The following is a 25,888-nucleotide window of genomic DNA, read 5'->3' as shown; positions in this document are numbered from 1 at the left end:
CGAGAAGACGCCGAAATGGTGAGTTCAAGGCAGCGCGAAGCCCGAAGGGAGACCAAGCGAAGCAAATACCTAGTCGCGCGTGAATGGGCAGAGGTACGGCGCATTCACGCGGCTTTGAGAAGCATGGAAACGTGCCAGCTAGCGTACCGGCCGCAACCAACGCTCAAGCCGCTCAAGCAAGGAGAAAATCACAACGCTCACCAGGATCACGAAGATGATGGTAGCGAAGACGCCCGGGAGGTCGTAACGCTCCGCCAGATCGTTGATCAACTGACCGAGCCCTCCGAAGTTAATCAGGAACTCGACGCCGATCAGATTAATAAGGGTGAAGATAAGACCCAGGCGGATACCCGTGAAGATCGTCGGGATTGAAGCCGGGAACTGGATTTTCCAGAAGAGCTGCCCAGGCGACAGATTGTAGCTACGACCTACGTTCAAGAAGGACTTCTTGACGCCCTGGAAGCCTTCGACTGTCTTCAAGATGACCGGCGCAAGGCCTGCGACGAAGCCCATCGCTACGATCGTCGCCGAGCTCCTTCCGAAGATAACGAGGAAAAGGGGATAGGCCAGCACGATCGGGGCGGCCGCAGCAGCGGCAATCCAGGGTTCGGTAGCAAGCCTCAGAATGCGCCGCTTGTGCAGAAGCACGCCGATCCCAACACCGAACGCGACGACAAGCATACTAGCCGACAGCGCTTCCGCGCCGGTTACGACGAGCCGGTGCAGCAGCTGCTCCTCTTCAAACAGCCGCCAGAAACTTCCGAGCACAGCCGAAGGAAACGGGATGACGAACTGATTCAACAGCCCGACGCTCAGCAGGAACTCGACCAGGCCAAGGAAGAGAGCCACGCAGGCCGCACCGAAGATGGGCGGCGGAACAATCAGCTTGCCCACGGCTCAGGCCTTCCTCATGCGCGCGCCGTCTTCCGCCTCGGCCATGCCGCGCGAAGCCTCCTCGCGAAGATCGTTCCAAATCTCGGCGACATAACGTCCGAACGCATCGCTGCCGACGACGTCGCCGGTTCGGGGACGCGGGAGACGGATATCGACGACGCGCTTCACCTTGCCGGGGCGGAAGGTCATGATCAGCACCCGGTCGGACAGTTGGACCGCTTCAGTGATGTTGTGCGTGATCAGGAGCGTGGTCTGGCGCAGCTCCTGCTGGATCTTGAGGACCTTGTCCCCGAGCAGGACGCGGGTCTGCTCGTCGAGGGCGGCGAAGGGCTCGTCCATCAGCAGGATTTTCGGCTCGAATACGAGTGTGCGTGCGATGGCAACGCGCTGGCGCATGCCGCCGGACAGTTCGGCAGGGTATCGTTGCTCGAAACCCGCGAGGCCGACCATGTCGATGAATTTCCGGGCTACTTCGTAGCGCTCGTTCTTGCCGACCCCTTTCACTTCGAGTGGGAACGCGACGTTGTCTATGACGGTCCGCCAGGGGAAGGTCGATTCCTCCTGGAAAACCATCCCGATCGAAGCGTGAGGGCCGGAAATTTGTTCTCCGCCGACGGTGACGGAACCCTCATAGCCACGGACAAGTCCGCCGAGGATGTTGAACACCGTCGACTTGCCGCAGCCTGACGGACCGATGATCGAAACGAATTCGCCGCGCTTGATCTCGAACGACACACCGTCCACGGCGGTCACGGTGCCCTCGCGCGTGTTGAAGCGCATCGAGACATCCTGAATGACCAGATCGACTTCATCGGTCGTATCGCTGGCAAGGCGCAGCTTGGCGTTTGCAGCTCGCATATCCTCGTCGTCCTCCGGGTGGCTGCCGCTCATTATTGGACTCCCCGCGTCGGCCTGTACGGCGACATAACAGCGGGCATGGCAGCTTTGATGATGATCAGGCCTACTCCGGGCATGTCGTCCTTCCCTGCCGCATGGTGTTTTTATTGGATGCCCGCTTGATAATGACGGTATGGGTGCGACGCTTCCAGGTCCAAGATTATCTCGATTGGCCTCTCAAACATTTGCCCGTTAGCCGGAGTAGGCCGAATGGGGTGAGCCAAAGCAGCAATAGTGATACTTAGGAGAACGAACCGATCGTGAATGGGAAAGACATGCCGAGAAGCAAAACTGGGTCGTCGGTCCAGCCGAACGCAGTTTCTGACGACCTGCCTTTTGACCAGAGCGTCGGTTATCAGCTTCGCATGGCTAATCGGGCGACCCAACGATATTTGCAGACGCAGATCGAACCGCATGGCGTCACGCTCGGAATGTGGTATTTTCTACGGGCGCTCTGGCAGGAAGACGGACTAACCCAGCGCGAGCTTTCGCAGCGCATAGGCACGATGGAACCGACGACGTTGACGGCGCTGAACGCCATGGAGCGTTCTGGTCTCGTCACTCGCGAGCGCGACGTCAGCGATCGGCGAAAGCTGAATGTGAGGCTGACGGCGAAAGGGTTGGCTTTGAAGGACGTGTTGATGCCCTGCGCCAATCATGTCGTGAACCGGGCGACAGCGGGTCTCACACCCGAAGAGAAAGCCCGGTTCATCCGATATCTCGCGGCGGTCCAACATAATCTGGGCAACTGCACCGCGGGGCCTGAGGACATCGGCGACTAAGACAGTTCCGCGCTGCTCGCAGCGCGAATACGCGGTACTCCGCACGTTCATGAAGCGAAGCAGTGCCTGTTTGCCTCGGAAATGCTTCAGCTTCCGACTGCCTTCGCGCCCTCCCGCGTCATACCTGCCGCCATCGCCGGGTTGTAGCCTGGCTTCACGCGCGCATCGATGACTACCGACGCGCCCCTTTGTGCTGCCTCCACTCCTTCCCGCACAGCTCTGACAAGTTCGTCAGTTGTCCGGACGGGGCCAATCCCGACGAGGCCTTGGGCTCTGGCCATGGCTGCGATGTCGATGTCCGGATCGTCGATGCGTTGTCCGATCCACTTGTTCTCGATCGGCCGGGCGCGCGTGCGCGCGACACGCTCCTGATGAATTTCGTCGTTATAAAACGAGCGGTTGTTCGAGACGATCGCCACAAACGGCAGCTTGTAGTGAGCAGCCGTCCAAAAGGCCGAGACGGCCATCATGGTGTCCCCGTCCCCCAGCACGGCAACCGGCAGCCGGCCCGACCCTTTCAATGCGAGCGCCGCCCCTATGAGCATGCCGGGGCCGGAGCCGATGCCGGCACCACCATCGGAGCCGAGATAGTCGAGTGGATGGCGGAAATGCCAGGAATCGCCCGCCCAGCCCAGAGGAAGCCGCACCAGCGAGATGACCTCGTCTCGCAGGACCTCGCCGGCGGCCGCGGCGAGCGAGACGACGTCCAACTCGCGGGGCGGCCCCTCAAGCTTCAGCGCGGGAAGAGCCGTGAGAGCTTCCGGCTCCCTTCCCGACGCCACGCCGAGTTCGTCCGCGATCAGATGCAGCGTGCGGTCGGGGTCTCCGGCCAGGTAAAGCTCCGTAGGCACCAGCGCCTGATGATCCATGCTCCAGCCGTTGTGAAGATGGTGGTCGAGGGTCACATTGACGACTTTGGCGTGGCTCGCGCCGCCGCCCTGCTTTAGCGTTCCCGCGAGATCCACCCAGTCGAAGGCGACGATCACGTCGGCGTCCCGGATGCATTGAGCTCCCGCCTCGTCCAGGAAGTAGCCCGGCTTGGCGGGATGGAGGGCATGATCGGTCGGAAACACCGCCCCGACCTTGATGTCAGTTAGCACCTTGGCATTCAGGTGTTCAGCAAGCGCGACGCGTCGCGCCCAGTCGCGCGGGCTGCGCGAAAGGCGCCCCGCCAAGATGAGAGGTTGCCGGGCTCCGGCCAGGAGCGATGCGGCAGCGGTGACCTCCTCCCGCAACGGGATGCTGCGTGATGGAGTGGCGTAGCGGGCGGGCTCGGGAAACACTGGGATCGCATCCAGCGATCGCTCCTGCATCGAGACGTCGAGGCAGACATAGGTCGGAGCCATCGGGGTTGCGCGGGTCAGATTGACTGCGCGCAACAAGGACTCCAGAGTCGCCGGCACCGAAACGGGCTGGTCGTCCCATTTGATATAGGGCCTGATCAGCGCGCCTTGGTCCTTGGCTGTGTGCAGCCAGTCGATCCAGGGGCGGCGCTCTGCTGCGTCGAAGGGGCCCGTCGCGCCGAGGATCAACATAGGGACACGGTCGCACCACGCGTTATAGATCGCCATGGCGCCGTGCATCAGGCCGACATTGCTGTGGAGGATCACCCCCATCGGCCGTTCCGTCACCTTCGCGAAGCCGTGGGCTACGGCGACGGCATGCTCTTCGTGCAGGCAGAGTAACATCTGGGGCTGCTCATTACCGAGATGGTTCACGAGGCTGTCATGCAGCCCGCGGAAGCTCGATCCGGGATTGAGCGCGAGATAGGGAATGTCGAGCTTGCGGAGCATAAGCGCTACCGCATCGCTGCCCCAAAACCCATTGTCGTGGGATGCGACCGGCGTGTCGATGCCGTCCAGCGGAGTGCTCATCAAAGTTTCCTCGGTTATGCTTTTCTAGCTATGCCGCTTTTCGCATACCCGCTCGCCAGTCAGAACGGATCATGATTGTCTGGCAGCAAGCTCGCCGGCTTTGGACAAGACGCATAGAACGTGCAGCCCAGCCCGACCATCTGCAAAAGCAAATCCCGTTCGGGCAGCCTGGACTAATCCGATCAGCGGTCGCTTCGCTTCAGGCTGACGTGAACGTTCTTCTCCTGCGTGAACGCCAGGAGCTCGCCCAAGCACTCCTCGCGCCCCAGGCCTGATTGCTTCCAGCCACCAAAAGGTGCGCCGAGGAAATGCTTGGAGACCTCATTGATCCAGACGAAGCCGGCCTCGACTGCCATCGCGGTCCGATGAGCCTTGATGAGATCGTTGGTCCAGATGGAGCAAGTCAGTCCGTATTCGACGCCGTTAACGCGCGACAGCATCGTGGCCTCGTCGTCCCACGGCGCGATCGCGAGCACCGGGCCGAAGATTTCCTCCCGGGCAATCCGCATGCTGGGTGTCACATCGGCAAAGATCGTTGGCTCGACATAGAAGCCTTTTTGTAGCGCGGGGTTCTCGGGCCGGCCGCCGCCCGTCACGAGTCGGGCTCCCTCCTGCTTCGCTGAAGCAATGTAGTCGAGGACGCGCTCGTACTGACTCTTGCTGATGATGGCCCCCATCGTCGTGGCGTCGTCCGTCGGCAGACCAGGCACATAATGGCTTGCCTTGGCCGGCAGGCGGGACAAGACGTCTTGGTATATGTCCTTATGGATGAAGGCGCGGCTCGTCGAGCCGCAGGATTGGCCACACCAAGTGAAGTTCATACCTGCGATAACGGCCTGCGCGACCCGCTCAGGATCGGCATCGGCGAAGGCAATCAGAGCATTCTTGCCGCCGAGTTCGAGCAGAACCGGCTTGATCGTGTCGCTGGCCGCGCGCATGACCGCTCGGCCCGCGCCGACGCTGCCTATGATGGCGACCTTGTCTACGCCGGGATGGCTTGCAAGGGCCGCGCCCGCCTCGCGCCCGCCCGGTAGGACGCTCAACACGCCCTTGGGCAGGATGCTGTGAACAAGCTCCGCCAGCCTCAGCGAGGAAAGCGGGGCCTGTTCGGGCGGCTTAACGATCACGGCATTGCCTGCGGCGAGTGGAGCCGCGATCTTGCCTGCGCAGAACATGAACGGATGATTGAACGCGAGAATGCGGGCCACGACGCCGAGGGGCTGCCGCACAGTGAGGTTCAGCGCATCGGGCCCCATCGGAATGGTGTCGCCCTTCATCTCGGTGACGAGGCCGGCGAAGAAGTCGAGCTGGGCGGCGGCAATCGTGGCATCACCGATCATCTCGCGTACGGGATTGCCGCAATTGGCAGCATCGAGAGCGGCCAGCTCTCGCGCATTGGCGCGTACAACAGCCGCCACTTCCTTGAGCAGGCGCCCGCGCTCCAGCGGCGCGACATCGCGCCAGACGCGGAACGCCTCACGGGCGGCACCGACCGCAGCATCGACATCAGACGCATCCGCTTCCGCAACTTCGGTGATGGGCGCGTCGAGCCCGGGATTGAAAGTCGGTCTGTAGCGCCCTGAACCCGGGTGGTGCCAATTACCATCGAAATAGAGGCTGCGGCCACCGGGGGCCGGTTGCGACTTCAACATCCTCAGGTCCTCGCAAGCCATAGCCAAGGGGCGGCCGACACGGCCACCCCTCACGAACTGGTCCGCAATCAGGCGCTCGCGGCAGCCGCCATCTCGGCTTCAGTCTCGTCCTGTTCCATGCCCTCGATCAGCGCGATTTCCTCGCTAGACGCGCCGAGCCGCCGCCAATCGTCGCCTTTGGGGACGATACCTTGGTAAGAACGCAGCTTGGCCTGCGGAATATGTGGTTCGATCAGCCCTATGGGCGGGCCTCCGGCCGCGTATTTGCGGGCGGCATCGATCATGACACGACGGAACTGAACGATAGCAATATCGCTGGCGCCGAGACGCTCGCTGGTCCGGTCGGCGATCGGCCCCATGGACTCCCACATCATGATGTCTTGGTTGGGGATGCCCGGAACGCCCGTGAAATTGCCGAGCTTCATCCACTGACGATCCTGCTGATAATTGTTGGCTCGGGTGCGCAGGACCGGCTTGTAGGTCTTGTCGAGGTCGATGCCGACTTGGGCGACGCAGAACTTGCGCCAGCTCTCCTGGTCGATGCAGTCGTCGTTGCCCCATGCAATGAAGTGGAAATAGCTCGAAACGTCGTCCTTCGGCACGATCACCGTCGCCACGTTGTAAGAGGAATTCGGCGGGATGAGCGCAGTGAAGGGTGCGACGTAGACGGTTAGGCGTACGTAGTCATGCGTCTGGGCATTCGCGATGGGCCGGCGAAGGGCGGCGTAGCGGAAGCCATAATTGGTGAGCTGGACCTGGATCCGCGGATTCTTGTCGGTGGAAGGCCTGGTCCAGTGTGTGTCGGTGGCTCCGGCGGTCGTCACTCGCGCTGGCTTCATGTCCGACGAATGCAGGCTGGACGAATGAGCTGAGTCGATCTGCCCTTCCATTATCTGCGCCCAGTTGCAGGGCAGGTCGATCTTCACGATTGAGACCTTGGCCTCGGGCGTGGGCGCCCAAGGTGGCGCTTCGAACGCCGGCATTTCCTCCTTCGGCCCCATGTAAACCCAGATGAAGCCGCCGGCCTCCTGCGTGGGATACGCCTTATGCTGGACCTTCTCGGCAAAACCGCTCTCTGCCGGCTCCGAGACCATCTCCAGCACCTTGCCGTCCACGTCGAATTTCCAGCCGTGGTACAGGCAGCGCAAACCGCATTCCTCGTTGCGGCCGAAGAAGAGCGACGCCTTCCGATGAGGACAATACTCGCCGAGCACGCCGATGCGGCCGTCGGTGTCGCGGAAAGCGACGAGATCCTCGCCAAAGAGTCGAACCCGGACCGGAGCACCATCGCTCTCGACGAGCTGTTCGGACAGCAATGCCGGCACCCAATGGCGGCGCATCAACTGGCCCATGGGCGCATCGCCCTCGACACGGCACAGTAGTTCGTTTTCCTCGCGCGATAGCATCGGCTTCCTCCTCACATCGACCGGGGCTAGCCAGCCGGAAAATACTTAGATATCTAATCCTCACATTAGTCTGGATGCAAGCTCCTGTCGAGCGGGCAGGCCGAGGGTGAAGATGACTGAGGAAAATCAGAATTTTAGCGTCAGAATCATCGGGAAGCGGGCGGTTGCCGACGATATCGTGATGTTCGAACTGCAGAACGCCGACGGCAGCCCGTTGCCGCCTTTCACGCCGGGCGCGCATCTGGGCGTGCAGGTGCCCAATGGCGAGCTCCGCAAATATTCGCTCTGCAACGGGCCCGATGAGGTCGATCGCTACGTCATCGCGGTGAAGAAGGAGCATGGCGGGCGCGGCGGGTCGGTCAGCCTGATCGAGGAGACGAAAGTCGGCGACGATCTTGCAATCACGCCTCCACGCAACGACTTCTCCTTGAAGGAAGGCCCGTCGAGCTACATCTTCATCGCCGGCGGCATCGGCATCACGCCGATCCGGTCGATGATCCGGCACCTGATGGCGACGCGCGGCAAGCCGTTCAAGCTCTACTATTTTACCCGGACGCCGGGGATGATGGCGTTCCGCGAAGAGTTCGTCGGGCCGGAATTCCGCGGCAAGGTCGTCATTCATCACGACAACGGCGATCCCGAACAAGCCTATGACCTCTGGCCGGTTCTGGAAGAGCCGAAGGGCGCCCATCTCTATTGCTGCGGTCCGCGCGGCCTAATGGAGGCCGTGCGCGACATGACCGGCCATTGGTCCTCAGCTGCGGTGCATTTCGAGGATTTCGGTGCCGCCAAGGCCCGCCCGGAGGACAATACGCCCTTCACCGTTGTCCTCGGCAAGAGCGGCGAGCGCCACGAGATTCCGGTCGACAAGTCGATCCTCGAGGTGCTCCGCAGCGCGGGAAAGACTCTGCCGAGCTCCTGCGAGAGCGGCACCTGTGGCACCTGCAAAACGCGGCTCGTGAGCGGCGAGCCTGATCACCGCGATCTGGCCCTTTCCGAGCAGGAGCGTGCGCGCAACATCATGATCTGTGTCTCGCGCGCGAAATCCGACGAACTTGTACTCGATCTCTGAGGAACGGTGATGAGCGATCCGTTGCGCCTTGGCGTGGTCGGTCTCGGCCGCGCCTTCATGCTAATGCTGCCCACTTTCGCTCAGCATCCCCTAGTGCGCCTGACCGCGGCGAGCGATCCGCGCGAGGAAGCGAGACGGCGGTTCGAAGCCGATTTTTCCAAGCCCGGATACGCCGCGCGCTCCTACGAGACGCCCGAAGCACTATGCGGCGATCCCGGCGTGGAAGCCGTCTATATCGCTTCGCCTCACCAGTTCCATGTTGAGCATGTGCGGCTGGCGGCGCGAGCCGGAAAGCACATTCTCGTCGAGAAGCCGATGGCTCTTACCCTGCCCGATTGCCGGGCGATGATCCAGGCCGCCCGCGAAAGCGGCGTCCATCTCCTGGTCGGACACAGCCACTCATTCGACGCTCCCTACCTTCGCGCCGCCGAGCTGATCCGCTCTGGTGAATACGGCCCGCCGCGCATGATCCTCGCAGCGAATTTCACAGACTTCCTATACAGGCCCAGAAGGCCGGAGGAACTCGACACCAGCCAGGGCGGCGGCGTAGTGTTCAGCCAGGCCGCACATCAGTTGGATGTGGTCAGGCTGCTGGCGGGAAGCCAGATCAGCACAGTCCGCGCTGTGACCGCAACGTTTGATCCGGCGCGTCCGACCGAGGGCGCCTACCAGGCGTTCCTGACATTCGCCAATGGTGCGAGCGCCATGCTGACCTACAGCGGCTACGGACGCTACGACACCGACGAGCAACTGGGCTGGCTCGGCGAGCTCGGCCAAAAGAGGGACCCGTCGCAATATGGCTCGGCGCGCCGAGCGCTCGCCGAAATCTCGTCGCCGGAGGAGGAGGTTGCGCTCAAGAACAAGCGCGCTTACGGAATCTCGACAGGCGGAGCCGGTTCCTTTGCTGTCCCGGCGAGCCACAACCATTTCGGGCACATCGTGGTCTCATGCGACAAGGCTGATCTACGGCCGACGGCTGAAGGGGTCCATATTTACGCCGACGAACGCAACTGGCTCGACAGGTTGCCGGTTCCGGCGGTGCCTCGATCGGAGGTCGTGGACGAACTCTATGCGGCCGTACGCAAGCATGTGCCGCCGCTGCACTCCGGGGAATGGGGCATGGCGACACTGGAAGCTTGCCTTGCCATTCTCGATTCTGCGGCCTCCGGCCGAGAGGTCGCTCTCGGCGACGCTCGTCCGGGCGCCTGAGCTGCTCTCCTGGCGGTGCAGACGCCGGGGTCAGAACAACGAGGGTGGCTCCGGCGCAAAGCCCATGATTTCGGTAAAGCGCCGACTGAAGTCCGGCCACGCTTCCGGATTGACGATGCGCGGAGGAGTCCGGCCGTTCAGCAGGTCGATCCACTGCTCTGCCGCTGAAATCGCCATCTGGCACAGCGCCTCCTCCGTAATTCCGGCCGTGTGCGGCGTGGCGAGGACATTGTCGAGGGCCAGCAACGGATGTTCCGGCGGCGGCGGCTCGTTCAGGAACACGTCAATACCAGCTCCTGCGATGCGCTGCTCACGCAGCGCGTCGGCCAGCGCCTCCTCATCATGGATCCCGCCGCGGGCGGTATTGATGAAATAGGCGGTCGGCTTCATGAGCGCGAACTCCGCTGCGCCCAGCATATTGAGCGTTTCCTTCGAGCGCGGACAATGAACCGATACGTAGTCGCTGCTACGCAGGAGCTCATCGATATCGACCTTGCGCCCATGTCGACGCGCGATCTCATCGGCGTTGAGATAAGGATCGCAGGCCAGAACCGTCATTCCGAACAGCCCCCTGCAGAGTTCTGCGAAGCGTCGGCCGATCGTGCCGATGCCGATGATGCCGACAGTCTTGCCGTGGATGTCGTTGCCTTGCAGCGCGTAACGGTCGACTGCGGCGCCTGCCCGGCGCAGCAACTTGTCGGCGAGTCCGATGCGCTTGGACAGGGCGAGCATCATCCCCAGAGCGTGTTCGGCGACCGCTTCGGTATTGGTTCCTCCCTGGTTGCAGACCAGGACGCCGGCCGCGGTGCAGGCATCGACATCGATATAGTCGTAGCCGGCGCCGGTCGAGCTCATCGCCAACAAGTTTGGGCAGCGCGCTATCAGCGCCGCGTCTCCGAACCAGGGTTCGCGCAACTCCGTGCGAGCCTGGACCTGATACCCGTGGGCGCCAGCCATGACCTGCCAGTTGAGCGCTTCCGATGTGGCGTAGTCGAGCTTGACCAGTTCGATGTCTTTACGATCACGCAGCATGCTCTCGGCTACCGCGTCCACCCATCCGTCGAAGAAGACCAGTCGCGGCCTGTTGGTTGAGATACTCGTCATGTTCTGTCCGCTGGGAAAATGCCGCGCCGGCGGCGGTTTCAATAAGGCATGCGTAGCGCTAGGCGCAGGAAGCTCGCATCCAGAGCAAAGCTTCACATCGTGAGTCGGAAGAGTGCTACGGATATGCCGGTGGCTAAGTCGCCGTCGCAGCTAAAGCGCCCGACAGATCGCTTCGACAAATCGAACTCAAAGTCATTCTCCTCAAAGCGCGCAAAACCGGAACGCGGGTTTGCGCCCCTGCCTGACCGGCCAAACTGCGCCCTGGTTGGGCGGTCGGACGGAAAGGTTCACCAGCAATTGCCATTCTCAAAATTAGCACTTAGTTTTCTAACTAATATAAACCAAGAACGGCGTCGACTAGAGGAGGACTACGATTGAGAGTCTTGCGTGGGCTGCTCGTCGGACTGGGGATCATCGCAGCGACATCGGTTTCAGCCGAAGGAGCCAAACAGCTCCATGTCGCTATCGTCTCGCGGACAATTTTCTACCTGCCCGTCTGGCTGGCAGCGGAAAAAGGCTACTTCACAGACGAGGGCCTCGACGTCCATGTTCAGGTCTTCGACAATGCCGAGAAAATTAACGGCGCCCTGCGCGAGAACGCCGCTCAGATCGCCGTCTCGACTCCCGAAAGCATTATAGTCGACGCGCTTAAGGGCGGGAGTTTGCGAATGGCGGCGGGGAATGCCGGCCGGCTGCCCCACTACGTGATCGCTCGCCCGGAGATTCGCTCAATCGCCGGCCTTCGCGGCAAAACGATCGGGGTGCTGTCGAGCGACGAAGGTACCACGCATCTCGTGCCCGAAGTCACGCGGAGCGCGGGCCTCCGGCCATCCGACTATACGGTGAAGGCGGTGGGTGGTGCGCCGACACGCTGGCGACTTCTTCGCTCGGGAGAGATAGATGCCGGCCTTCAGCCATTTCCGCTGAGCTACGAGGCTGAAGCTGCCGGGTTCAGCAATCTCGGCACCTTGGCGGATTTCGTGCCCGACTGGCAGTTCACAAGCGTCAATGTGGACCTGCGCTGGGCCGAGCAGCATCGGGCCGAACTCGTCGGCGCTCTGCGCGCCCTGCAGCGAGGGCTCGATGCAATCACCGAGGACCCCACGGCCGCGATCAAAGTCGCGGCCCGCGAGCTCAGAACCGACGAGAAACTCGCTGAGCGCGCTATCCGGGATACTGCGAGGTTGGGCATATTGACGCCGAAGATGGAAATTTCCGCGGCAGGGACCAGGCGGGTCCATCAGGCATTAGTCGCAGCCAAGCTCGTCCCGGACGAGCCGTTCGGCCTCGAACGTGTTTCGGATGTGCGTTTCCTGGTGGACAGCCGCCGTTAAGCAGGGGGTGACGATCGACGAGATTGTCCGGAAAGGGGTCGGTGGATGTAGCATTCATGCGCTCGCGCTTGTCGATCTCGCGAGAGGATGGATCGCAACCGTGAGCCAGTTCTGCCGCAATCACGAGAGATTCAATCGCGCCCTTGGCCACGGAGCTGGCGGCGGCATCGCAAATGCCGACGGACTCCAGTTAGACGGCGCGCGGTTCGGATTTTCGTGCTCATGGACGGTGGCATCCTGCGCGGCCTCGACCTTGTCAAGGCCGTCGCGCGAGGAGCCGTCCGGTCATGTTAGGCTGCCCGACGCTGTACGGCGTTGCGACAGCAAGGCGTGGTGGCCAGAGTGATCTCGCGATACTTCCGGATGAATTCGAGCGAAGCCTGGCCCTCATCGGCGGGTGCAGCCTCGCGGGGCTTCGGGCGAGTGGCGTCCTTTCTCCGCACCCTGTGTTCTGCAGGATGCCCCGTTCCGAGTTTGCGGCATTTTCGAACTTCGATCGAGGCCGTTTCCCGCACAAGCCACGCCCACAGGGGCCCACCTCATCTCACTCGCCCGTCGGCGTACGTACGGAAAGTTCGCTTTTTACATGACATTGTTGGCGGCGCGGCTCGGCGAGCTGTTTTCAATCCTGTCGGTCCTGGCCTTTGCCTTCGGCGGAGTGGCGATCGCCAAGGCACGCAAGAGAGGCCCGGGGGACGGGGGCGCCATTCTCTCAGTTGGGTTCACCGCGCTGCTTTCAGCGGCTCTCTGGTTGGGCACTGCACGAGATTCGGCTCATCTGCTCAGAGAACCTGGCCTGCTAGCAGGTCTCGCATGGTTTGCACTTTCGGGGCTCCTCGCGACCGCCCTTGCCCGCAGTCTCTATTTCCTATCAGTACGGGATCTCGGAGCTATTCGTGGCGCTGCGGTCAAACGCGCCATTCCCTTTTTCTCTGTGCTCTTCGGCGTCGTTTTTCTCGGCGAGATCCTAACCTCGGCCAAGCTTGGCGGCCTGATGCTGATCGGGATCAGCGTTGCCGCCCTGGTGGCGGTCGATCTCGCCGGCAGAGGGAAAGTTTCCGCGCCGGTGGCCGACGGGATCGAGCCGATCGGCTATCTCTGGGGAACGGCTTCGGGCCTGTGTTACGCCTCGGCCTACGTCGCGCGCAAACTGGGGCTCAACCTCATTCCGGACGGAGCTCTAGGCACCTTCGTCGGCGCCATGGCGGCGATGAGCTATTATGTTATCGCCGCGCTCGTAAGCCCGCGCAGCCGCCAAGCGATCGTTGCCGCGCTGATCGCCCGCAATATCTGGGGAGTTGTCGCGGCGCTGTGCTTCGCGGTCGGGCAGATCGGCAACTTCTATGCGATCCAATACACGACGATCTCAACCGTCGGGGCGATCCAGTCGCTTGAGGTATTCGTCTCGATGTTGATCGCAACCATTATCTTGCGAACCGAACGCGCACCGAATCTGATCACGATCATCGCTGCGCTCGCCGCGACGGCTGGCGTGCTCATGGTCGTCGCCTGACGCCGGTGGTCGGTGTCCCACCAAATCGGTTGATGTCTATCGCCTGTTTGCAGGCTCTTCCGGCGGTGGATTGTTGGCGGTCGCGGCGAGGATGGCGAGTGTGTCCTGCTCGGCCGCGGCGGCGCTCTTATAGCGCGGCGCCGTCGTGACGAGCGGCCGCTCGGCATCTGCCGGATAATAGATTTCAATAGCAAAGCGGCCGGAGGCGACGTCCTCAACAGGTTCGATGCGGATGGTGGGCAAGTTCGATCCTCCCGTTTCTTGGACAGCGCAGAAGACGGCGCTTGTCGGCATCCTAGCCGCCCATCCCACCATTGGTCCAAAACAAAAGCGCTCTCTCTGCCAAGCCGCCCGCAGTGCGCTACGGTCGGATGCGCTATCGGCGTCAAAGGCGCGAAGCGATCGCTCGCGGCGAGCGAAAAATAAGTGTTGCCGTCCTCCATTCGGCATTGTGAACAGGCATGGGCCGCAGCGAGGACAAAGAAGTGGGACATCCCGATCGAATTCAGAGTCTCGGCTTTCTTGGGCTAGGCTCGCTTGGCGCGCCCATCGCGCGCCGGCTGGCGCTGGCAGGGCCAATCGTAGCCTTCGATCCCGACCCAGCCAGGTTCGATGGACTTCCCGCAGCGATCGAGCGAGCTGCGTCACCCGCCGAGACTGGAGACCGTGCCGATATCGTATTCGCCTGCCTTGCAGCCGAAAGCCATCATCTCGAAGCCCTTTTGGGCTCGGCTGGTCTGATAAGAGGCAGGCGATGCAGAATCTACGTCCACTTGGGGACGAGCGGATCGCCCCTACTGGCGCGTCTGGCGAAGAGCATGGCAGAGGCAGGGATCGAGACGGTAGATGCTCCTGTAACCGGCGGGCCGCCGAAGGCGCGGTCGGGAGAATTGACCTCGATCGTCTCTGGCAAGCCGGAATGCTTCTCCGCTATCCGGGGCGCTATCGACCTCTACAGCCGAAAGGTGGTGGGGATCGACGGCCCGCCTGGCAGAGCTCAGACGCTGAAGCTGGTCAACAACGCGATCGCGCTCGTCAATCTCGTGGCGGCCTGCGAGTCCCTGGTTGTCGGGGCTAAGGCCGGCCTGCCGATCGATGCGATGCTGGAGGTGATCAATAACGGAAGCGGCCAGAACAGCGCGACGCAGGCAAAGGTTCCGGCTCACATCGTCCCGCGCTCGTTCGATTTCGGCGCAAGCCTGGACGTCGTCATCAAGGACCTGGAGCTTTTCCTGGCCGAGCCGGCCGCGAACGAGGGCGCTGTCGTCGACACCTGCCGCAGCGCTCTGCAAGCTTACAGACGCGCCAAGGCCGAAGGCGTCGAGATAGACGACCTAACTGCTGTCGTTCGGCCGATGGAGCGCCGGGCGGGAGCCGAGCTTGGGACACGGCCTTAGAACCTCCGACAAATCCGGAGAGATCTCGACCCGCCTTGTTGGACGCTGTCAGGCAAGCATCAGGACTTCCCCCGTTCCCCACCCGTCTGCGTTCTTCCGGTAAACGCACAGGAAGGTCGAGACCAGAAACCCGTCCACAGCAGGGTCGATGTCGTGCGCGCGTATGGCGTAAAGCGTCCTCTCAAGCGAAGCGTCAAGGATGCGCAAGGCAGTGAGTCTTCCAGCGGCGACGTCCTCGTGGACGCTCCCTAAGGGGAGTATGGCCGAGGCCAGTCCACGCGAAACGAGCTGCTTGATCGCTATAAGCGACTGAACCTCGTAAGCCACATTCAAAGACAGTCCCTCCGCGGAGGCGCTGTCCTCGACCATACGGCGTACGACATCATCGCGATCGGGCATCGCGAAACGATCGCTGAGCGCCTCGCGCAGCGAGATCGTCTTTGCGAGCCGTCCGGCTTCAGACGGCGAGCGCACAAGGAATAACGAGTCTTTCAACAATGGCGTGCATCGAAAGGCCCCGCCCGCCTCAGGCTTGAAGGCGAAGGCCAGGTCGATCCTGCCCGTGGGGAGGCTCGCCACCATCACATGGCTGAGGCCTTCGGTGAGGCGGAGAGTGACGTTCAGTGGCGACCGCGCGACCGCCTGGATCAACTCGGCTCCCATCAGCAGGGTGAGGCTCGGCGTCAGGCCGACCGTTACGGTTCTGGGAACGGTATTGTCGCGGAACATGGCGAGGGCGCCCTTTATGTCCCTGCGGCTGTCGAGCGTCCGCCGAACCCAGTCCAGGAAGACTTTTCCGGCGTCCGTGGGAAGCACGCCGCGGCTCGTCCGGCTCAGCAATAAGACGCCCGTCTCTTCCTCCAGCTGTCGGATCTGCAACCCAAGCGCGGTCTGGGCCAGATTGAGAGAGGCGGCGGCCTGGGTGATGCTGCCGAGTTCGCAAACCCGTTCGAAGCATTCGAGCTGACGGAATCTCACGGCCGGTGGTTTTCCTCGGGTATCGGCCGCTGGCGGCACCAGCGCCGTTCCGCGATCCGCATGCCACAGGAGGCGGCCTGTTGGCGAGCGTTTTTTCTGCTGGCGGCAAGGCGGAAACAACCTTTGCGGGACCCGTCAGAATACTTCACATTCCTTGAAATTGAGCTGCCGCAGCCGGTTTGTGCCGATGCCGGGCGCTATCCGCGGCGTGCAGAGCAGCCGGTCAATATACGAGAGGAAAGGTTTGCCGATGAGCACAGCGCTCGCTTCCGACGCTGGCGCGGCCGAAGCCTCGCATGCGCAGGACCTGGAAGATGTCCTGAACGACCTGGTCGTGGCCAACCGCATTCTTGCGCATGAAGGTGTCCTCGACGGCTTCGGGCATGTAAGCGCCCGCCACCCGGTCGATTCCCAGCGCTACTTTATCTCCCGCTCGCGAAGTCCCGCGCTCGTCGCGAAGTCCGATCTGATCGAGCTGCGCCTTGATGGCCGCCCCGTCAGCGACACTGGTGCCAAGCTGTACGCGGAGCGTGTGATCCACGAAGCCATATACAGGGCGCGCCCCGATGTGATGTCCGTCTGCCACCATCACGCGCCGGCCGTCGTAGCCTTCTGCATAGCCGGGGTCGAGATCGTGCCGGTCTGCCATCTCGGCGCGGTGATCGGGAAGCGGGTGCCGGTGTGGGACAGCCGGGACGACTTCGGCGACACGGACCTGCTCGTGCGCACGGCCGACCAGGCCGATTCGCTCGCCGCTGCGCTGGCGGACAATTGGGTGGTGATGATGCGCCGCCACGGCGCGACCGTGGCCGGCCGCTCGGTCCGCGAGCTGACCTTCCGGGCTGTCCATCTGCGGCTCAATGCCGAATTGCAGCTACAGGCGGCGACGATCGGATCGCTCTCCCCGCTGACGAACGGCGAGATCGAACTGTCCAGTCAAAGCAACCTGGCGGCCGCGGTCATCGAAAGGATCTGGGAGTACTGGTCGGCCGACATCTGACGTCTGTCTCCGAACAATCAGCCAAAAAGTAAAGGAAGGAAGGAAATGCAATTCATGCGCAAATTGCGGTGGTGCCTGTCGCTGGCGCTGGTCGCCTGCGCGTTGGGTGCGACCGCACCACGTGCCGAGCAGATCGTCGTCAGCAATTACGGGGTGTCCGCCAGCGGCATGCCCTTCGCGGTGGCGATGGAGAAAGGATTCTTCGACGGCAAGGTGACCGGAATCCTGTCATCCCAGGGCGGCGGCACGACCGTACGCAATCTTTTGGCCGGCGACATAGCCTATGCGGAGGTCAGTCCGATCGCCGTGGCCACCGCTATCAGACAAAACGCGCCGCTGAAGATCATCAGCAACAACGTCCAGACGGTTTCCGAATTCGGCTGGATGGTGAAGATCGACTCCCCGATCAAATCGATCGCCGACCTCAAGGGTCGCAAGCTGGGCTATTCCAGTCCTCGTTCCGTCAGTCAGGCTCTCGGAATGCTGATCGTCGAAAAGGCCGGCCTCAAGCCATCCGACGTCGAGCTGGTCATGACCGGCGGACTTGGCGAGGCTCTCGTCGCGCTGGATCTCGGTGCCATTGACGTCGCGCCGGCGACCGAGCCGTTGCTCTCCAAATACCGCGACAAGTACAGGGTCATCGCGACGGCGGACGCGCTGTTCCCCTCCATGAGCAATGTCGTTGGCGTGACGACACAAGCCGCAGCCGAGAAGCGCGGAGATTTCCTGCGGGCGATCGTGGCCGGGCGGGCCAAGGCGGTCGCCTTCATGAAGGAGCACCCCGAGGAGGCCGCGGCGATCGTGGCGAAGGTCTACAAGCTGGAGCAGCCGGTGGCGCTCCAGGCGGTGAGCAATTTGATCGGAGCCAAGGCTGGGCTTCCCTACTGGAGCACCGGCAAGTTCGACCTCGCCGGGCTCAAGGAGATGTGGCGGGCCCAGATCCTGGTCGGCGCCGCCGACGGCGACATCGACTGGACCAAGATGATCGACGAGAGCTTCCTTCCCGAGAGCGAGCGCGTCTTGAAATGAACGACACGACGATCGACGCGGCCGTCCATGTCGGCCTGCGCGGCGTGACCCGTGTCTTCGGGACGGATCCGAAGACGCGGGTCGAGGCCCTCGGCCCCATCGATCTCGACTTGCGCAAGGGCGAGTTCTTCGCCGTCGTCGGCCCGTCCGGCTGCGGCAAGTCGACCCTGTTCGACATCGTCGCCGGGCTCTCGCCGGCGACGGAAGGGCGGGCCGTCTTCGAGGGGCATGAACTCAACGGTCGGGCGGTGCCTGAAGGCATCGGCGTCGTCTTCCAAGAAGACGCCTCGTTCGCATGGCTTAACGTGGCGGACAACGTCGCCTTCGGCCTACGGCGCGCCGGTCTCGGCGAAGCCGAGATCACGCGTCGCGTCGACGATACGCTGACCTTCATGGGACTGCGCGATTTCGCGGCGGCGTATCCGTCACAACTCTCCGGCGGCATGCGCCAGAGGGTCTGCATCGCACGAACCCTCGTGCAGCGCCCGCGCCTTATCCTGCTCGACGAGCCCTTCGGCGCGCTCGATCAGCAGACGCGACTCATCATGGGGGAGGAGCTTCTCAAACTCTGGCGGGAGACCGGTGCAACCGTCCTGCTCATCACACACGCGTTGGACGAGGCAGCCATGCTTGCCGATCGGGTGGGTGTCATGTCGGCGCGTCCCGGGCGAATTATCGATGTCGTCGAGACACCCTGGGGAAAGGATCGCGACAGTCGCGTGGTCTCGGATCCGCGCTTCGGAGAGATCACCGCTCACCTGTGGACCCGTCTTCGCGACGAGTCCATGGCGGCGCTTTCCCACAAGGCAGCCTGACATGAAGCCCGCGACAGCCCTTCGGCTCGGATTGATTACCTTGATCGTGCTGATTCTGGAGATCCTAAGCCGCTCGGGCGCAATCTCTAGATTCGTTGCCCCACCCCCCAGCGAGATCGTTGTCGACCTCGGGCGGCTGCTGCTCTCCGGCCGCGTCCAGCCTGCGATCGGCCAGACGCTCGGCAAGATCACGATCGCTTGCGCGCTGGCGATCGCCGTCGGCACTCTGGTCGGCGTGGTCGTCCAGCACTTCCGGGCCGTTGCCGACACGCTGTCGCCGTTCTTCACAGCATATTATGCGGTGCCGATCTATGCCTTCTATCCGATGATGATCGCCATTTTCGGCATAGGAGAGGCTCCCCAGATCGTCATCGGTTTCATGCTGGCCGTCGTCGCCGTGGTGGTCAACACGATCAGCGCGCTCGACCGCATACCGCGTGTCTTCCGCAAAACTGCGGCGGTCTATGGGATGAGCACGCTGGAAGCTGCGAGACGAATCTATCTGCCCCATGCCGGCCCCTATCTGGCGACCGGCGTCAAACTGGCGGTGTCCTATTCCTTCATCGGCGTGATCGGAGCCGAGTTCATCATGTCTAGGATCGGCATCGGGCACGAGATCGTCTTTGCCTACAACAACTTCGAAAATCAGGTGATGTACCCGCTCATCCTGTTCGTCCTGCTGGCGGCCGGAACCGTCAACTGGGTGTTCTACGCTTGGGAAAAACGCCTCTTGAGCCGCAGGAGTCGATCGTGATGTCGAGCGCGAGGAACAATCTCTTCGTGATCCTATCCATGTTCGGAGTCTGGCAGATCACTTACTGGGCAATCGGAGATCTTGCGCTGCGGCCTCCGCTCGACACCATCCGCAATGCCTGGTCGCTGATCGGTTCGGAAGGGTTCATGGCCCATCTCAACGAAACGCTTCAAGCATTCACCTTCGCACTCGCCATCGCCGTGACGGTGGGCGTCGCGCTCGGCTTCTGCCTGGGAATGAACCGGCTTGCCGGCGAGGTCGGGGAGCCCCTTCTGGTATCGTTCTACTCGCTGCCGAAGATCACTCTTTATCCGATCGTCTTGCTGATCTTCGGCATCGGGATGCCCTCCAAGGTCGCGTTCGGCGCCATTCATGGAATCATGCCGATCACGATTTTCACGCTCGGGGCTTTGCGGAACCTGCCTCCCATCCTAGGTCGTACCTCGAAGGTCCTACGCCTGACGCGGTGGCAGAGCGTCTGGACCATCCTTTTTCCAGCGGCTCGTCCAGAGATCTTCACCGGGCTGCGACTGGGCTTTTCGTTGACACTCATAGGCACTTTGCTCGGCGAAATGTTTGCGTCCCAAAGGGGCATTGGCTTTCTGCTCATGCAGGCAATCGGATTGCACGATACGGACCGGATCATGGCGCTGACGTTCCTGATCGTCGGCTTCGCGATCACGGCGAGCCTGATGCTGCTGGCGATCAACCGACACCTGCGGCACGGCGCGGCTTGACGCTCCGGACCTGGAGCATCGGCCCGAAAAGTGGAACGTGGTTTTTTGGGGAAATCCGATGCAAGATCAAAGAACTCGACCATCGGACTGAATACGTTATTCAGTCCGATGGTCTAACGCGACCCCGCGTCTCCAAGAGCGGGAGCACTGCTCTGGCCGGAAGACTTAACTGGAACCAAGTGACAGCTGCGTTTCAATTGCCGCCCCATGCCGCGGCAGACGGTGAACCAGTCTGACATCTTCGAAATCTGTCGGCGGATCATCACCTGTTGCCGATGGCACACCAGGCATTCGCGACTATCGGTGCCCGCGACGAAGCCGCGCAGAACGAATGCTGTAAATTCCGGCTCAGCCCATCGGTAATCACCCTGATTCTTGCAAGCGCAGCGGTACACGAGACGCTTCATTGTTTGCCTCGACCAGTTGCATCAGCATCGTCATGAACGATCGTCGATCCTCGCAGGAAAGCGGCGCGAGAATCCGGTGCTGCGCGCTCTCGACGAAAGGCGCGGCCTGCGCAAGGATTGCTTCTCCCTCCGTGGTAAGTTGCAGAACCTTGACGCGTCGATCTTTACCATCGCTCAACCGACGGATGAGCCGTTTAGACTCCAGACGCTCCAGTACGTTTCCGAGCGTGGAGCGGTCGAAAGCGATCAGCGCGGACAACCGCGTCGCATCGATCCCCGTGTTTTCCCCGATCGTTACAAGCGCGGCGTACTGGACCGGAGTCATATCCAGTGAAGCGCACTCAGCTAGGAAGATCGAAACAGCGATCTGTTGTGCACGCCTGATCAGGTGGCCGGGCATCAAATTGAGTTTCTGGCTCGTCATTCCCAAAACCTTAGAGTGGCTCGGCCATACTGGAGAAATTCCGCAACTCTTAGAACCGCGGAATTGCTCATAATCGCTTTCAACGCATTTTCTGCACGTAATCCAATCCGAATTCGCTTTGAAAATGCGTTGGAATCTATACCTATCAGCGGGAATTGGTCTCTTCACCTTTGTTTATGTCGTCAATCTCGCTTCGGCCGGTTCGAGCATGAATGAAGCAAAAAAGCCTGAAAGCGCCGCCGTATCGGTGAGTGGCAGGATCGCGGCGACATACTGGTCCGGTCTGACGACGACCATGCAGCCGGAATCGCGACGGATGCCGCGCAGGTCAAAAATATCCCGAACCGAGCGCGTGTCGGCGCAGAACAGCTTTTCATAGTCCCATAGACCGTAGCGTCCCTTTGCCGGCCGCAGGAAGGCTGGAACGCGGGTCATGTCGACCTCGCGATGGTTCTGCTGGAGCACTGCCAACATCTCGATCACGGCATCGACATCCTGTCCGGGAGGGGTGTGGCGCCGGACGGGCGACGCTTCGTCAGCATCGAGGAAATGGCAGAGCCTCACCAGATTCGATCCGGCATCGAAAGGCTCGCCCGCGTCGGCGAAGGCGATCAGGCGCCAGCGCCCGTCCGCCTTCACGCAATGGCCCAGTTCCACTGGCTTTGCATCCGCCAGCCGCAGGACGGGGGCCGAATGCAGCCGCATGCCGAGCGGAAATCCGCTCGCCAGTGCCTGGTGCCCCTCATCGCCCCGGATCAGCGACGGCTCGTAGCAAACGGCCGTGCCCGCCGTGAACCGTCCCTGCTTGACGAAATAGCGCTGGAACGCGGCAGGATCGACGGCATCGTCCTGATCCTCCGCCCCGGTTTTGGGACGGGCGCTGAACATCCTGGCGAACTCGCGGTCGAAATCGATCAGCTCCTTCGCGACCGCATGGCGCTCGTTCGAATAGGTGTCGAGCAGCCGCGGCGAGGCCTGCCCTCGAACGACCGCCGCCAGCTTCCAGCCGATATTGAAGGCATCTCCCATCGAGACGTTCATCCCCTGGCCCGCCTTCGGACTGTGGGTATGGCAGGCATCCCCGGCGATGAAGACACGCGGCCGGCGGTCCTCTCCGGGCGCAACGTCGTCGAATCCGTCGCATAGCCGCTGGCCGATCTCATAGACCGACCACCAGGCGATCTCCTTCACCTCGAGGGAATAAGGACGGATGATCCGCCGGGCTGCCGCGACGAGGCGGTCCGCGGTAATCGCCCGGGCCGAGACCCGCTCGTTTTCGGCGAGCTTGTCGAGCTCGATATAGAAGCGCACGAGATAGCCGCCCTCGCGCGGGATGATCAGCATGCTGCCTTCCTCGGCGGAATGGATCGCGGCCTTCAGGCGAATATCCGGAAAATCGGTGACGGCGAGAACATCCATCACGCCCCAGGCCTGGTTGGCGGAGTCGCCGGTCAGGTTGCGGCCGAGTGCCTTTCGCACGGCGCTGCGCGCGCCGTCGCAACCGACGACGTAGCGGGACTTGACGATTTCCACCTTTCGCCGAGGATCACCGTCTACTCGCTCCAGCCTCACCGTTACCGGATGGCTCGGGGAGTTGCCCTCAGCGAAGCTTGCAATCTCGATATCGATGAAGCGCACCCCATAGTGGGGCTCGATCCCGAGCGGCGCATGGCGCATGGCTTGAAGAAGAAAGTCGTGCACGCGCGCCTGATTGAGGATGACATGCGGAAACTCCGACAGGCCATCCTCGGTGTCCTGAATGCGGCCATGGCGCATGATCCTGTTGGGATCAACTTCGTCGGGCTTCCAAAAGGTGGTCTCGTTAACCCAATACGCCTCTTTGACGACTCTCTCGGCAAAACCGAAGGCTTCGAACATTTCCATCGTGCGGCATGCCACGCCGTCCGCCTGTCCGATCTGCAGCGGCCCGGACTTCTGCTCCACGATGCAGACACTGATATCCGGAAAGGCAGCGAGTTGGGCCGCCAGAACCAGCCCGGCCGGACCGCAGCCAACAATCAACACGTCGACCTCACGCGGCAGGCGTTGGCCGCTTCCTAGAGATGCGATCGTCTTTTCAGCCGGGTCGCCCGGTCTGAAGCCATTGAGATGGAACTGCACGGGCACTCCGAAATCGTGAAGCAGCGTGAGACTCAGTTCGGCACGGCCTCGCAACGGATGCGTGCCTTATCGAGCCAGAGTTCCCAGGGTCGCTGCATCTGCCCCTCCACCCTATCGACGCAGGCGCGGCATTCGCCTTCGGTAAGGAAGGTGACATCACCGAGCTGCAACGCCTGCAGCTGGTAGCGCGCGTTAAGCTCCGCATAGACGGCGCGGTAGACGGCCCGCTTGATGCTGTCGCCGACTACTGTCGATCCGTGCCCTCTCATCAGCACGATGTCGCTTTGTGTGAAATGCTGTGCCAGCGCCGCGCCGATCTCGCTGTTGCTGATCAAAAGATCCGTCGCATCGCCTGCGACCTCTCGAATCTCGAAAACCGGAGCACCGGACCCGATGAAGCCCGCCATATGGAACACAGGGCGCAGACGTGCGCCGCTGACAACACTGAGCGGAACGATTGAATGCGAGTGGCTGTGCACGACCGCCTGGACGTCGGGCCGCGCCTTGAAGATTTCGGAGTGGATGAAGCGTTCGAGATAAACCTTGCGCCCATTAGCACTTACCGGCTCGCCGTCGAGTGTAAATTCCACCAGATCGTCGAGAGTAACCCTGCCGGGCGCCATGTTGCGGGCAAGAAAAAAGCGATCCGGCCTCTTGTCGTGACGGACGCTGACATGACCGAAGGCATCTACCACACCCTGGTCGAACAGGATGTGATTGGCTGCCACCAACTCGTCAAGCAGAGCTGGAGATGCGTTGGCCGAAGGCTCGCCGATATCCAGTTCGCTAGCGGCCCCAACGCCTTCAGAGTCGTCGCTGCACATTGTTTTCCTCCGGCTAAAGCCATTCGCTTAGCTAGCGTTGGCGGCAACAGCACAAATTAATAAGCATACTGAATATCAGTGCACAAAGTAAATTCCAATGCCTTATGCGGCACCCACTTACCTCGCTAGCAGGCTCTTCGCTTTCCATAAGGAGAATGCCGGCGCGGCGCGGCGATCAGAGATGTCGCGTACAAGTGCCGCCGTCGATCATCAGGCATTTTTCGGCTCCCGCAGCTTGAGGGCTTGCAAGACTAAAGCTGCGCTCTCGCCGATATCATTGCCAAGCCCGGCTGCCGCGAGATTGCGGGCGATGGCGGCTTCGTCGACCTCCAGCCCTTCCGCGACCGTCGCCATGGCCTCAGCCGCGCCGGCCGCGAGCAGGAAGAGATCGGCCAGCGCCGGGCCTTCCGCCTGCCAGCCGCCGAGGCCGCGTTCCTGCTCTGCGGGGAGCCCGGCGAGGATGCCGGCGACGAGGCCGGGCGCACGCAGGCTGGCGGAGAGGGCGACCTGACAGCCGGTCGGGTTGCGCTTATGGGACATGGCGGAGGAGCCGCCGCGCCCGGGGATCGCGGGCTCGCGGGCCTCAGCGATGCCGTTCTGAGCCAAAAGCGAGACATCGCGCGCCATCTTGCCGAGCGCGCCGATGGCGATGGCGAGCGCTGCCGCGACGCCGGCGATGCCGCCACGGCGGGCATGCCAGGGCGGTGCGTCGGGGAGGTCAAGCGCGGCGGCAAGGCGAGCGGAGACGGCTGCGGCCTTACCATTGAGGCCGGCGCGCGAACCGGCGGCGCCGCCGAACTGCAGGGCGGCAGCTGCCTCTGCTTCTCGACGGAGTCGGGTTGCGGCCTCCGCGATGCCGGCCTGCCACTGCGCGATGCGCAGGCCGAAGCCGATGGGCAGCGCATCCTGCAGCAACGTCCGGCCGATGGCCGGCGTCGCGGCGTGGCGTTGGGCGAGGGCGGCGAGCGCCGTCGTGATGCGGCTAAGCTCACGGCCGAGCAGTCCGTTCGCGGCGCGAATCTGGCAGGCCAGCACCGTGTCGGCGACGTCCTGGCTGGTTGCGCCCCTGTGCAAGGCTTTCGCGGCCTCGCCGCTCAGGGCAACGCGCAGGTGTGTCACCAGCGGGATCGCCAGCGTGCCGGCGAGCGCGGCTTCCTCCGCCAATTCGGCGGGGTCGATCGTGATCGAGCTACAGAGCGTCGCGATCGCTTCCGCCGCTTCCGTGCCGATCAGGCCCTCGGCCGCCTCGGCGCGGGCCAGCTCGGCCTCGAAGGCGAGGGCATGACGCAACGTGGCCGCGTCCGAGAACGCGGCCAGCATCGCCGGGGTCGTCGCCGGCCTTGCGCGGAGAAGACCGCTCACGCGGCCTTTGCGAGACTTGGCGCGAGGGCGAAGGCAGCCTGCGTCTTGGCCTTGACCTCGTCGAGCGTGACGCCCGGTGCGAGCTCGATCAGGGTCAAGCCGCCACCATTGGCCTTGTCGCAGGTCATCACGCAGAGATCGGTGATGATCATGTCGACCACGCCCGCGCCGGTCAGCGGCAGCGAGCAGCGCTCCAGCACCTTGGACTCGCCGGCCTTGTTGGCGTGGTCCATGACGACGATGACCTTCTTGACGCCGGCGACGAGGTCCATCGCGCCGCCCATGCCCTTCACCATCTTGCCG

General features: G+C 62.5%; 24 protein-coding genes. 11 read left to right on the top strand and 13 right to left on the bottom strand.

Annotated features, from left to right (window positions below; all coding sequences use genetic code 11):
• Positions 1-138: 138 nt before the first annotated feature.
• Both NUV79_RS22270 and NUV79_RS22265 read right to left on the bottom strand, forming a co-directional pair.
• Positions 139-894 (bottom strand): ABC transporter permease, encoded by a 756-nt coding sequence (locus NUV79_RS22270; protein ID WP_257735264.1) that lies wholly within the window; start codon positions 892-894, stop codon positions 139-141.
• 3 nt (positions 895-897) lie between these two features.
• Positions 898-1,785, bottom strand: coding sequence for an ABC transporter ATP-binding protein (locus tag NUV79_RS22265; RefSeq protein WP_257735262.1), 888 nt, complete (start codon positions 1,783-1,785; stop codon positions 898-900).
• A gap of 266 nt (positions 1,786-2,051) precedes the next feature.
• On the opposite strand from NUV79_RS22265, the gene NUV79_RS22260 reads away from it, so the two are divergent.
• A complete protein-coding gene (locus NUV79_RS22260; protein WP_257735261.1) occupies positions 2,052-2,573 on the top strand; it encodes a MarR family winged helix-turn-helix transcriptional regulator in 522 nt (173 codons plus the stop codon).
• An 86-nt stretch (positions 2,574-2,659) separates the two neighbouring features.
• On the opposite strand, the gene NUV79_RS22255 is transcribed toward NUV79_RS22260, so the two are convergent.
• The 3 genes from NUV79_RS22255 to NUV79_RS22245 all read right to left on the bottom strand — a co-directional run bounded on the left by NUV79_RS22255 (position 2,660) and on the right by NUV79_RS22245 (position 7,505).
• A complete protein-coding gene (locus NUV79_RS22255; RefSeq protein WP_257735260.1) occupies positions 2,660-4,447 on the bottom strand; it encodes a thiamine pyrophosphate-binding protein in 1,788 nt (595 codons plus the stop codon).
• Between the two features lie 182 nt (positions 4,448-4,629).
• A complete protein-coding gene (locus tag NUV79_RS22250; RefSeq protein ID WP_257735259.1) occupies positions 4,630-6,099 on the bottom strand; it encodes an aldehyde dehydrogenase family protein in 1,470 nt (489 codons plus the stop codon).
• A 68-nt stretch (positions 6,100-6,167) separates the two neighbouring features.
• A complete protein-coding gene (locus NUV79_RS22245) occupies positions 6,168-7,505 on the bottom strand; it encodes a Rieske 2Fe-2S domain-containing protein (protein ID WP_257735257.1) in 1,338 nt (445 codons plus the stop codon).
• Positions 7,506-7,686: 181 nt separating this feature from the next.
• On the opposite strand from NUV79_RS22245, the gene NUV79_RS22240 reads away from it, so the two are divergent.
• Together NUV79_RS22240 and NUV79_RS22235 are read left to right on the top strand one after the other, a co-directional pair.
• Positions 7,687-8,577: a PDR/VanB family oxidoreductase gene (locus tag NUV79_RS22240; RefSeq protein WP_465246828.1), complete on the top strand. Its 891-nt coding sequence runs from the start codon at positions 7,687-7,689 to the stop codon at positions 8,575-8,577.
• Between the two features lie 9 nt (positions 8,578-8,586).
• Positions 8,587-9,786, top strand: a complete 1,200-nt coding sequence (locus tag NUV79_RS22235) for a Gfo/Idh/MocA family oxidoreductase (protein ID WP_257735255.1) — start codon at positions 8,587-8,589, stop codon at positions 9,784-9,786.
• A gap of 30 nt (positions 9,787-9,816) precedes the next feature.
• Here the strand turns inward: NUV79_RS22235 and NUV79_RS22230 are convergent, their stop codons facing one another.
• Positions 9,817-10,881, bottom strand: coding sequence for an NAD(P)-dependent oxidoreductase (locus NUV79_RS22230; RefSeq protein WP_374679315.1), 1,065 nt, complete (start codon positions 10,879-10,881; stop codon positions 9,817-9,819).
• 392 nt (positions 10,882-11,273) lie between these two features.
• Between NUV79_RS22230 and NUV79_RS22225 the strand changes: the two genes are divergently transcribed.
• Positions 11,274-12,224, top strand: coding sequence for an ABC transporter substrate-binding protein (locus tag NUV79_RS22225; protein WP_257735253.1), 951 nt, complete (start codon positions 11,274-11,276; stop codon positions 12,222-12,224).
• A 586-nt stretch (positions 12,225-12,810) separates the two neighbouring features.
• On the top strand, positions 12,811-13,737 hold the full coding sequence (locus tag NUV79_RS22220; RefSeq protein ID WP_257735252.1) for a DMT family transporter: 927 nt from the start codon (positions 12,811-12,813) through the stop codon (positions 13,735-13,737).
• Between the two features lie 36 nt (positions 13,738-13,773).
• Here the strand turns inward: NUV79_RS22220 and NUV79_RS22215 are convergent, their stop codons facing one another.
• The gene (locus NUV79_RS22215; protein ID WP_257735251.1) at positions 13,774-13,980 is read right to left on the bottom strand and encodes a hypothetical protein; all 207 of its coding nucleotides are present in this window, start codon (positions 13,978-13,980) and stop codon (positions 13,774-13,776) included.
• 218 nt (positions 13,981-14,198) lie between these two features.
• On the opposite strand from NUV79_RS22215, the gene NUV79_RS22210 reads away from it, so the two are divergent.
• Positions 14,199-15,134 carry an NAD(P)-dependent oxidoreductase gene (locus tag NUV79_RS22210; RefSeq protein WP_257735250.1) on the top strand — a complete coding sequence of 312 codons (936 nt, stop codon included), beginning with the start codon at positions 14,199-14,201 and terminating at the stop codon, positions 15,132-15,134.
• Between the two features lie 48 nt (positions 15,135-15,182).
• On the opposite strand, the gene NUV79_RS22205 is transcribed toward NUV79_RS22210, so the two are convergent.
• The gene (locus NUV79_RS22205; protein ID WP_257735249.1) at positions 15,183-16,112 is read right to left on the bottom strand and encodes a LysR family transcriptional regulator; all 930 of its coding nucleotides are present in this window, start codon (positions 16,110-16,112) and stop codon (positions 15,183-15,185) included.
• A 250-nt stretch (positions 16,113-16,362) separates the two neighbouring features.
• Between NUV79_RS22205 and NUV79_RS22200 the strand changes: the two genes are divergently transcribed.
• From NUV79_RS22200 to NUV79_RS22180, 5 genes are read left to right on the top strand one after another with little or no spacing between them, the layout of a single operon-like run.
• Positions 16,363-17,112, top strand: coding sequence for a class II aldolase/adducin family protein (locus NUV79_RS22200; RefSeq protein ID WP_257735248.1), 750 nt, complete (start codon positions 16,363-16,365; stop codon positions 17,110-17,112).
• A gap of 54 nt (positions 17,113-17,166) precedes the next feature.
• Positions 17,167-18,141: an ABC transporter substrate-binding protein gene (locus NUV79_RS22195; RefSeq protein ID WP_257735247.1), complete on the top strand. Its 975-nt coding sequence runs from the start codon at positions 17,167-17,169 to the stop codon at positions 18,139-18,141.
• Positions 18,138-18,956, top strand: coding sequence for an ABC transporter ATP-binding protein (locus NUV79_RS22190; RefSeq protein WP_257735246.1), 819 nt, complete (start codon positions 18,138-18,140; stop codon positions 18,954-18,956). Before NUV79_RS22195 ends, NUV79_RS22190 begins: the two co-directional genes overlap by 4 nt.
• A gap of 1 nt (position 18,957) precedes the next feature.
• Positions 18,958-19,710 (top strand): ABC transporter permease, encoded by a 753-nt coding sequence (locus NUV79_RS22185; protein ID WP_257735245.1) that lies wholly within the window; start codon positions 18,958-18,960, stop codon positions 19,708-19,710.
• Positions 19,710-20,447 carry an ABC transporter permease gene (locus NUV79_RS22180; protein ID WP_257735243.1) on the top strand — a complete coding sequence of 246 codons (738 nt, stop codon included), beginning with the start codon at positions 19,710-19,712 and terminating at the stop codon, positions 20,445-20,447. Before NUV79_RS22185 ends, NUV79_RS22180 begins: the two co-directional genes overlap by 1 nt.
• Before the next feature lie 363 nt (positions 20,448-20,810).
• Here NUV79_RS22180 and NUV79_RS22175 read toward each other — a convergent pair whose 3' ends face one another.
• From NUV79_RS22175 to NUV79_RS22155, 5 genes are all read right to left on the bottom strand, one after another.
• Positions 20,811-21,278 (bottom strand): MarR family winged helix-turn-helix transcriptional regulator, encoded by a 468-nt coding sequence (locus tag NUV79_RS22175; protein WP_257735242.1) that lies wholly within the window; start codon positions 21,276-21,278, stop codon positions 20,811-20,813.
• A gap of 174 nt (positions 21,279-21,452) precedes the next feature.
• Entirely contained in the window at positions 21,453-23,399 is a 1,947-nt protein-coding gene (locus NUV79_RS22170) for an FAD-binding monooxygenase (RefSeq protein ID WP_257735241.1), read from the bottom strand.
• A gap of 32 nt (positions 23,400-23,431) precedes the next feature.
• The gene (locus tag NUV79_RS22165) at positions 23,432-24,223 is read right to left on the bottom strand and encodes a class II aldolase/adducin family protein (protein ID WP_257735240.1); all 792 of its coding nucleotides are present in this window, start codon (positions 24,221-24,223) and stop codon (positions 23,432-23,434) included.
• Positions 24,224-24,433: 210 nt separating this feature from the next.
• On the bottom strand, positions 24,434-25,585 hold the full coding sequence (locus NUV79_RS22160; protein ID WP_257735239.1) for a lyase family protein: 1,152 nt from the start codon (positions 25,583-25,585) through the stop codon (positions 24,434-24,436).
• A partial coding sequence (locus tag NUV79_RS22155; protein ID WP_308218239.1) for a CoA-transferase occupies positions 25,582-25,888 on the bottom strand: 307 nt, incomplete at its 5' end. The genes NUV79_RS22155 and NUV79_RS22160, both read right to left, overlap by 4 nt.

Origin of the sequence: Allobosea sp. 47.2.35, from assembly GCF_024655635.1 — a bacterium.
Classification (GTDB): domain Bacteria; phylum Pseudomonadota; class Alphaproteobacteria; order Rhizobiales; family Beijerinckiaceae; genus Allobosea.
Note: the sequence above shows the minus strand (reverse complement) of the source record. Positions and strands in the feature narration are given on the sequence as shown.

What these genes read in the sequence shown, in the direction of transcription:
- NUV79_RS22265 (WP_257735262.1), bottom strand. Translation starts at nt 1,785, where the DNA reads ATGAGCGGCAGCCACCCGGAGGACGACGAGGATATGCGAGCTGCAAAC.
- NUV79_RS22255 (WP_257735260.1), bottom strand. Translation starts at nt 4,447, where the DNA reads ATGAGCACTCCGCTGGACGGCATCGACACGCCGGTCGCATCCCACGAC.
- NUV79_RS22250 (WP_257735259.1), bottom strand. Translation starts at nt 6,099, where the DNA reads ATGTTGAAGTCGCAACCGGCCCCCGGTGGCCGCAGCCTCTATTTCGAT.
- NUV79_RS22245 (WP_257735257.1), bottom strand. Translation starts at nt 7,505, where the DNA reads ATGCTATCGCGCGAGGAAAACGAACTACTGTGCCGTGTCGAGGGCGAT.
- NUV79_RS22240 (WP_465246828.1), top strand. Translation starts at nt 7,687, where the DNA reads ATGTTCGAACTGCAGAACGCCGACGGCAGCCCGTTGCCGCCTTTCACG.
- NUV79_RS22235 (WP_257735255.1), top strand. Translation starts at nt 8,587, where the DNA reads ATGAGCGATCCGTTGCGCCTTGGCGTGGTCGGTCTCGGCCGCGCCTTC.
- NUV79_RS22220 (WP_257735252.1), top strand. Translation starts at nt 12,811, where the DNA reads ATGACATTGTTGGCGGCGCGGCTCGGCGAGCTGTTTTCAATCCTGTCG.
- NUV79_RS22210 (WP_257735250.1), top strand. Translation starts at nt 14,199, where the DNA reads ATGGGCCGCAGCGAGGACAAAGAAGTGGGACATCCCGATCGAATTCAG.
- NUV79_RS22200 (WP_257735248.1), top strand. Translation starts at nt 16,363, where the DNA reads ATGAGCACAGCGCTCGCTTCCGACGCTGGCGCGGCCGAAGCCTCGCAT.
- NUV79_RS22195 (WP_257735247.1), top strand. Translation starts at nt 17,167, where the DNA reads ATGCGCAAATTGCGGTGGTGCCTGTCGCTGGCGCTGGTCGCCTGCGCG.
- NUV79_RS22190 (WP_257735246.1), top strand. Translation starts at nt 18,138, where the DNA reads ATGAACGACACGACGATCGACGCGGCCGTCCATGTCGGCCTGCGCGGC.
- NUV79_RS22185 (WP_257735245.1), top strand. Translation starts at nt 18,958, where the DNA reads ATGAAGCCCGCGACAGCCCTTCGGCTCGGATTGATTACCTTGATCGTG.
- NUV79_RS22180 (WP_257735243.1), top strand. Translation starts at nt 19,710, where the DNA reads ATGTCGAGCGCGAGGAACAATCTCTTCGTGATCCTATCCATGTTCGGA.
- NUV79_RS22175 (WP_257735242.1), bottom strand. Translation starts at nt 21,278, where the DNA reads ATGACGAGCCAGAAACTCAATTTGATGCCCGGCCACCTGATCAGGCGT.
- NUV79_RS22165 (WP_257735240.1), bottom strand. Translation starts at nt 24,223, where the DNA reads ATGTGCAGCGACGACTCTGAAGGCGTTGGGGCCGCTAGCGAACTGGAT.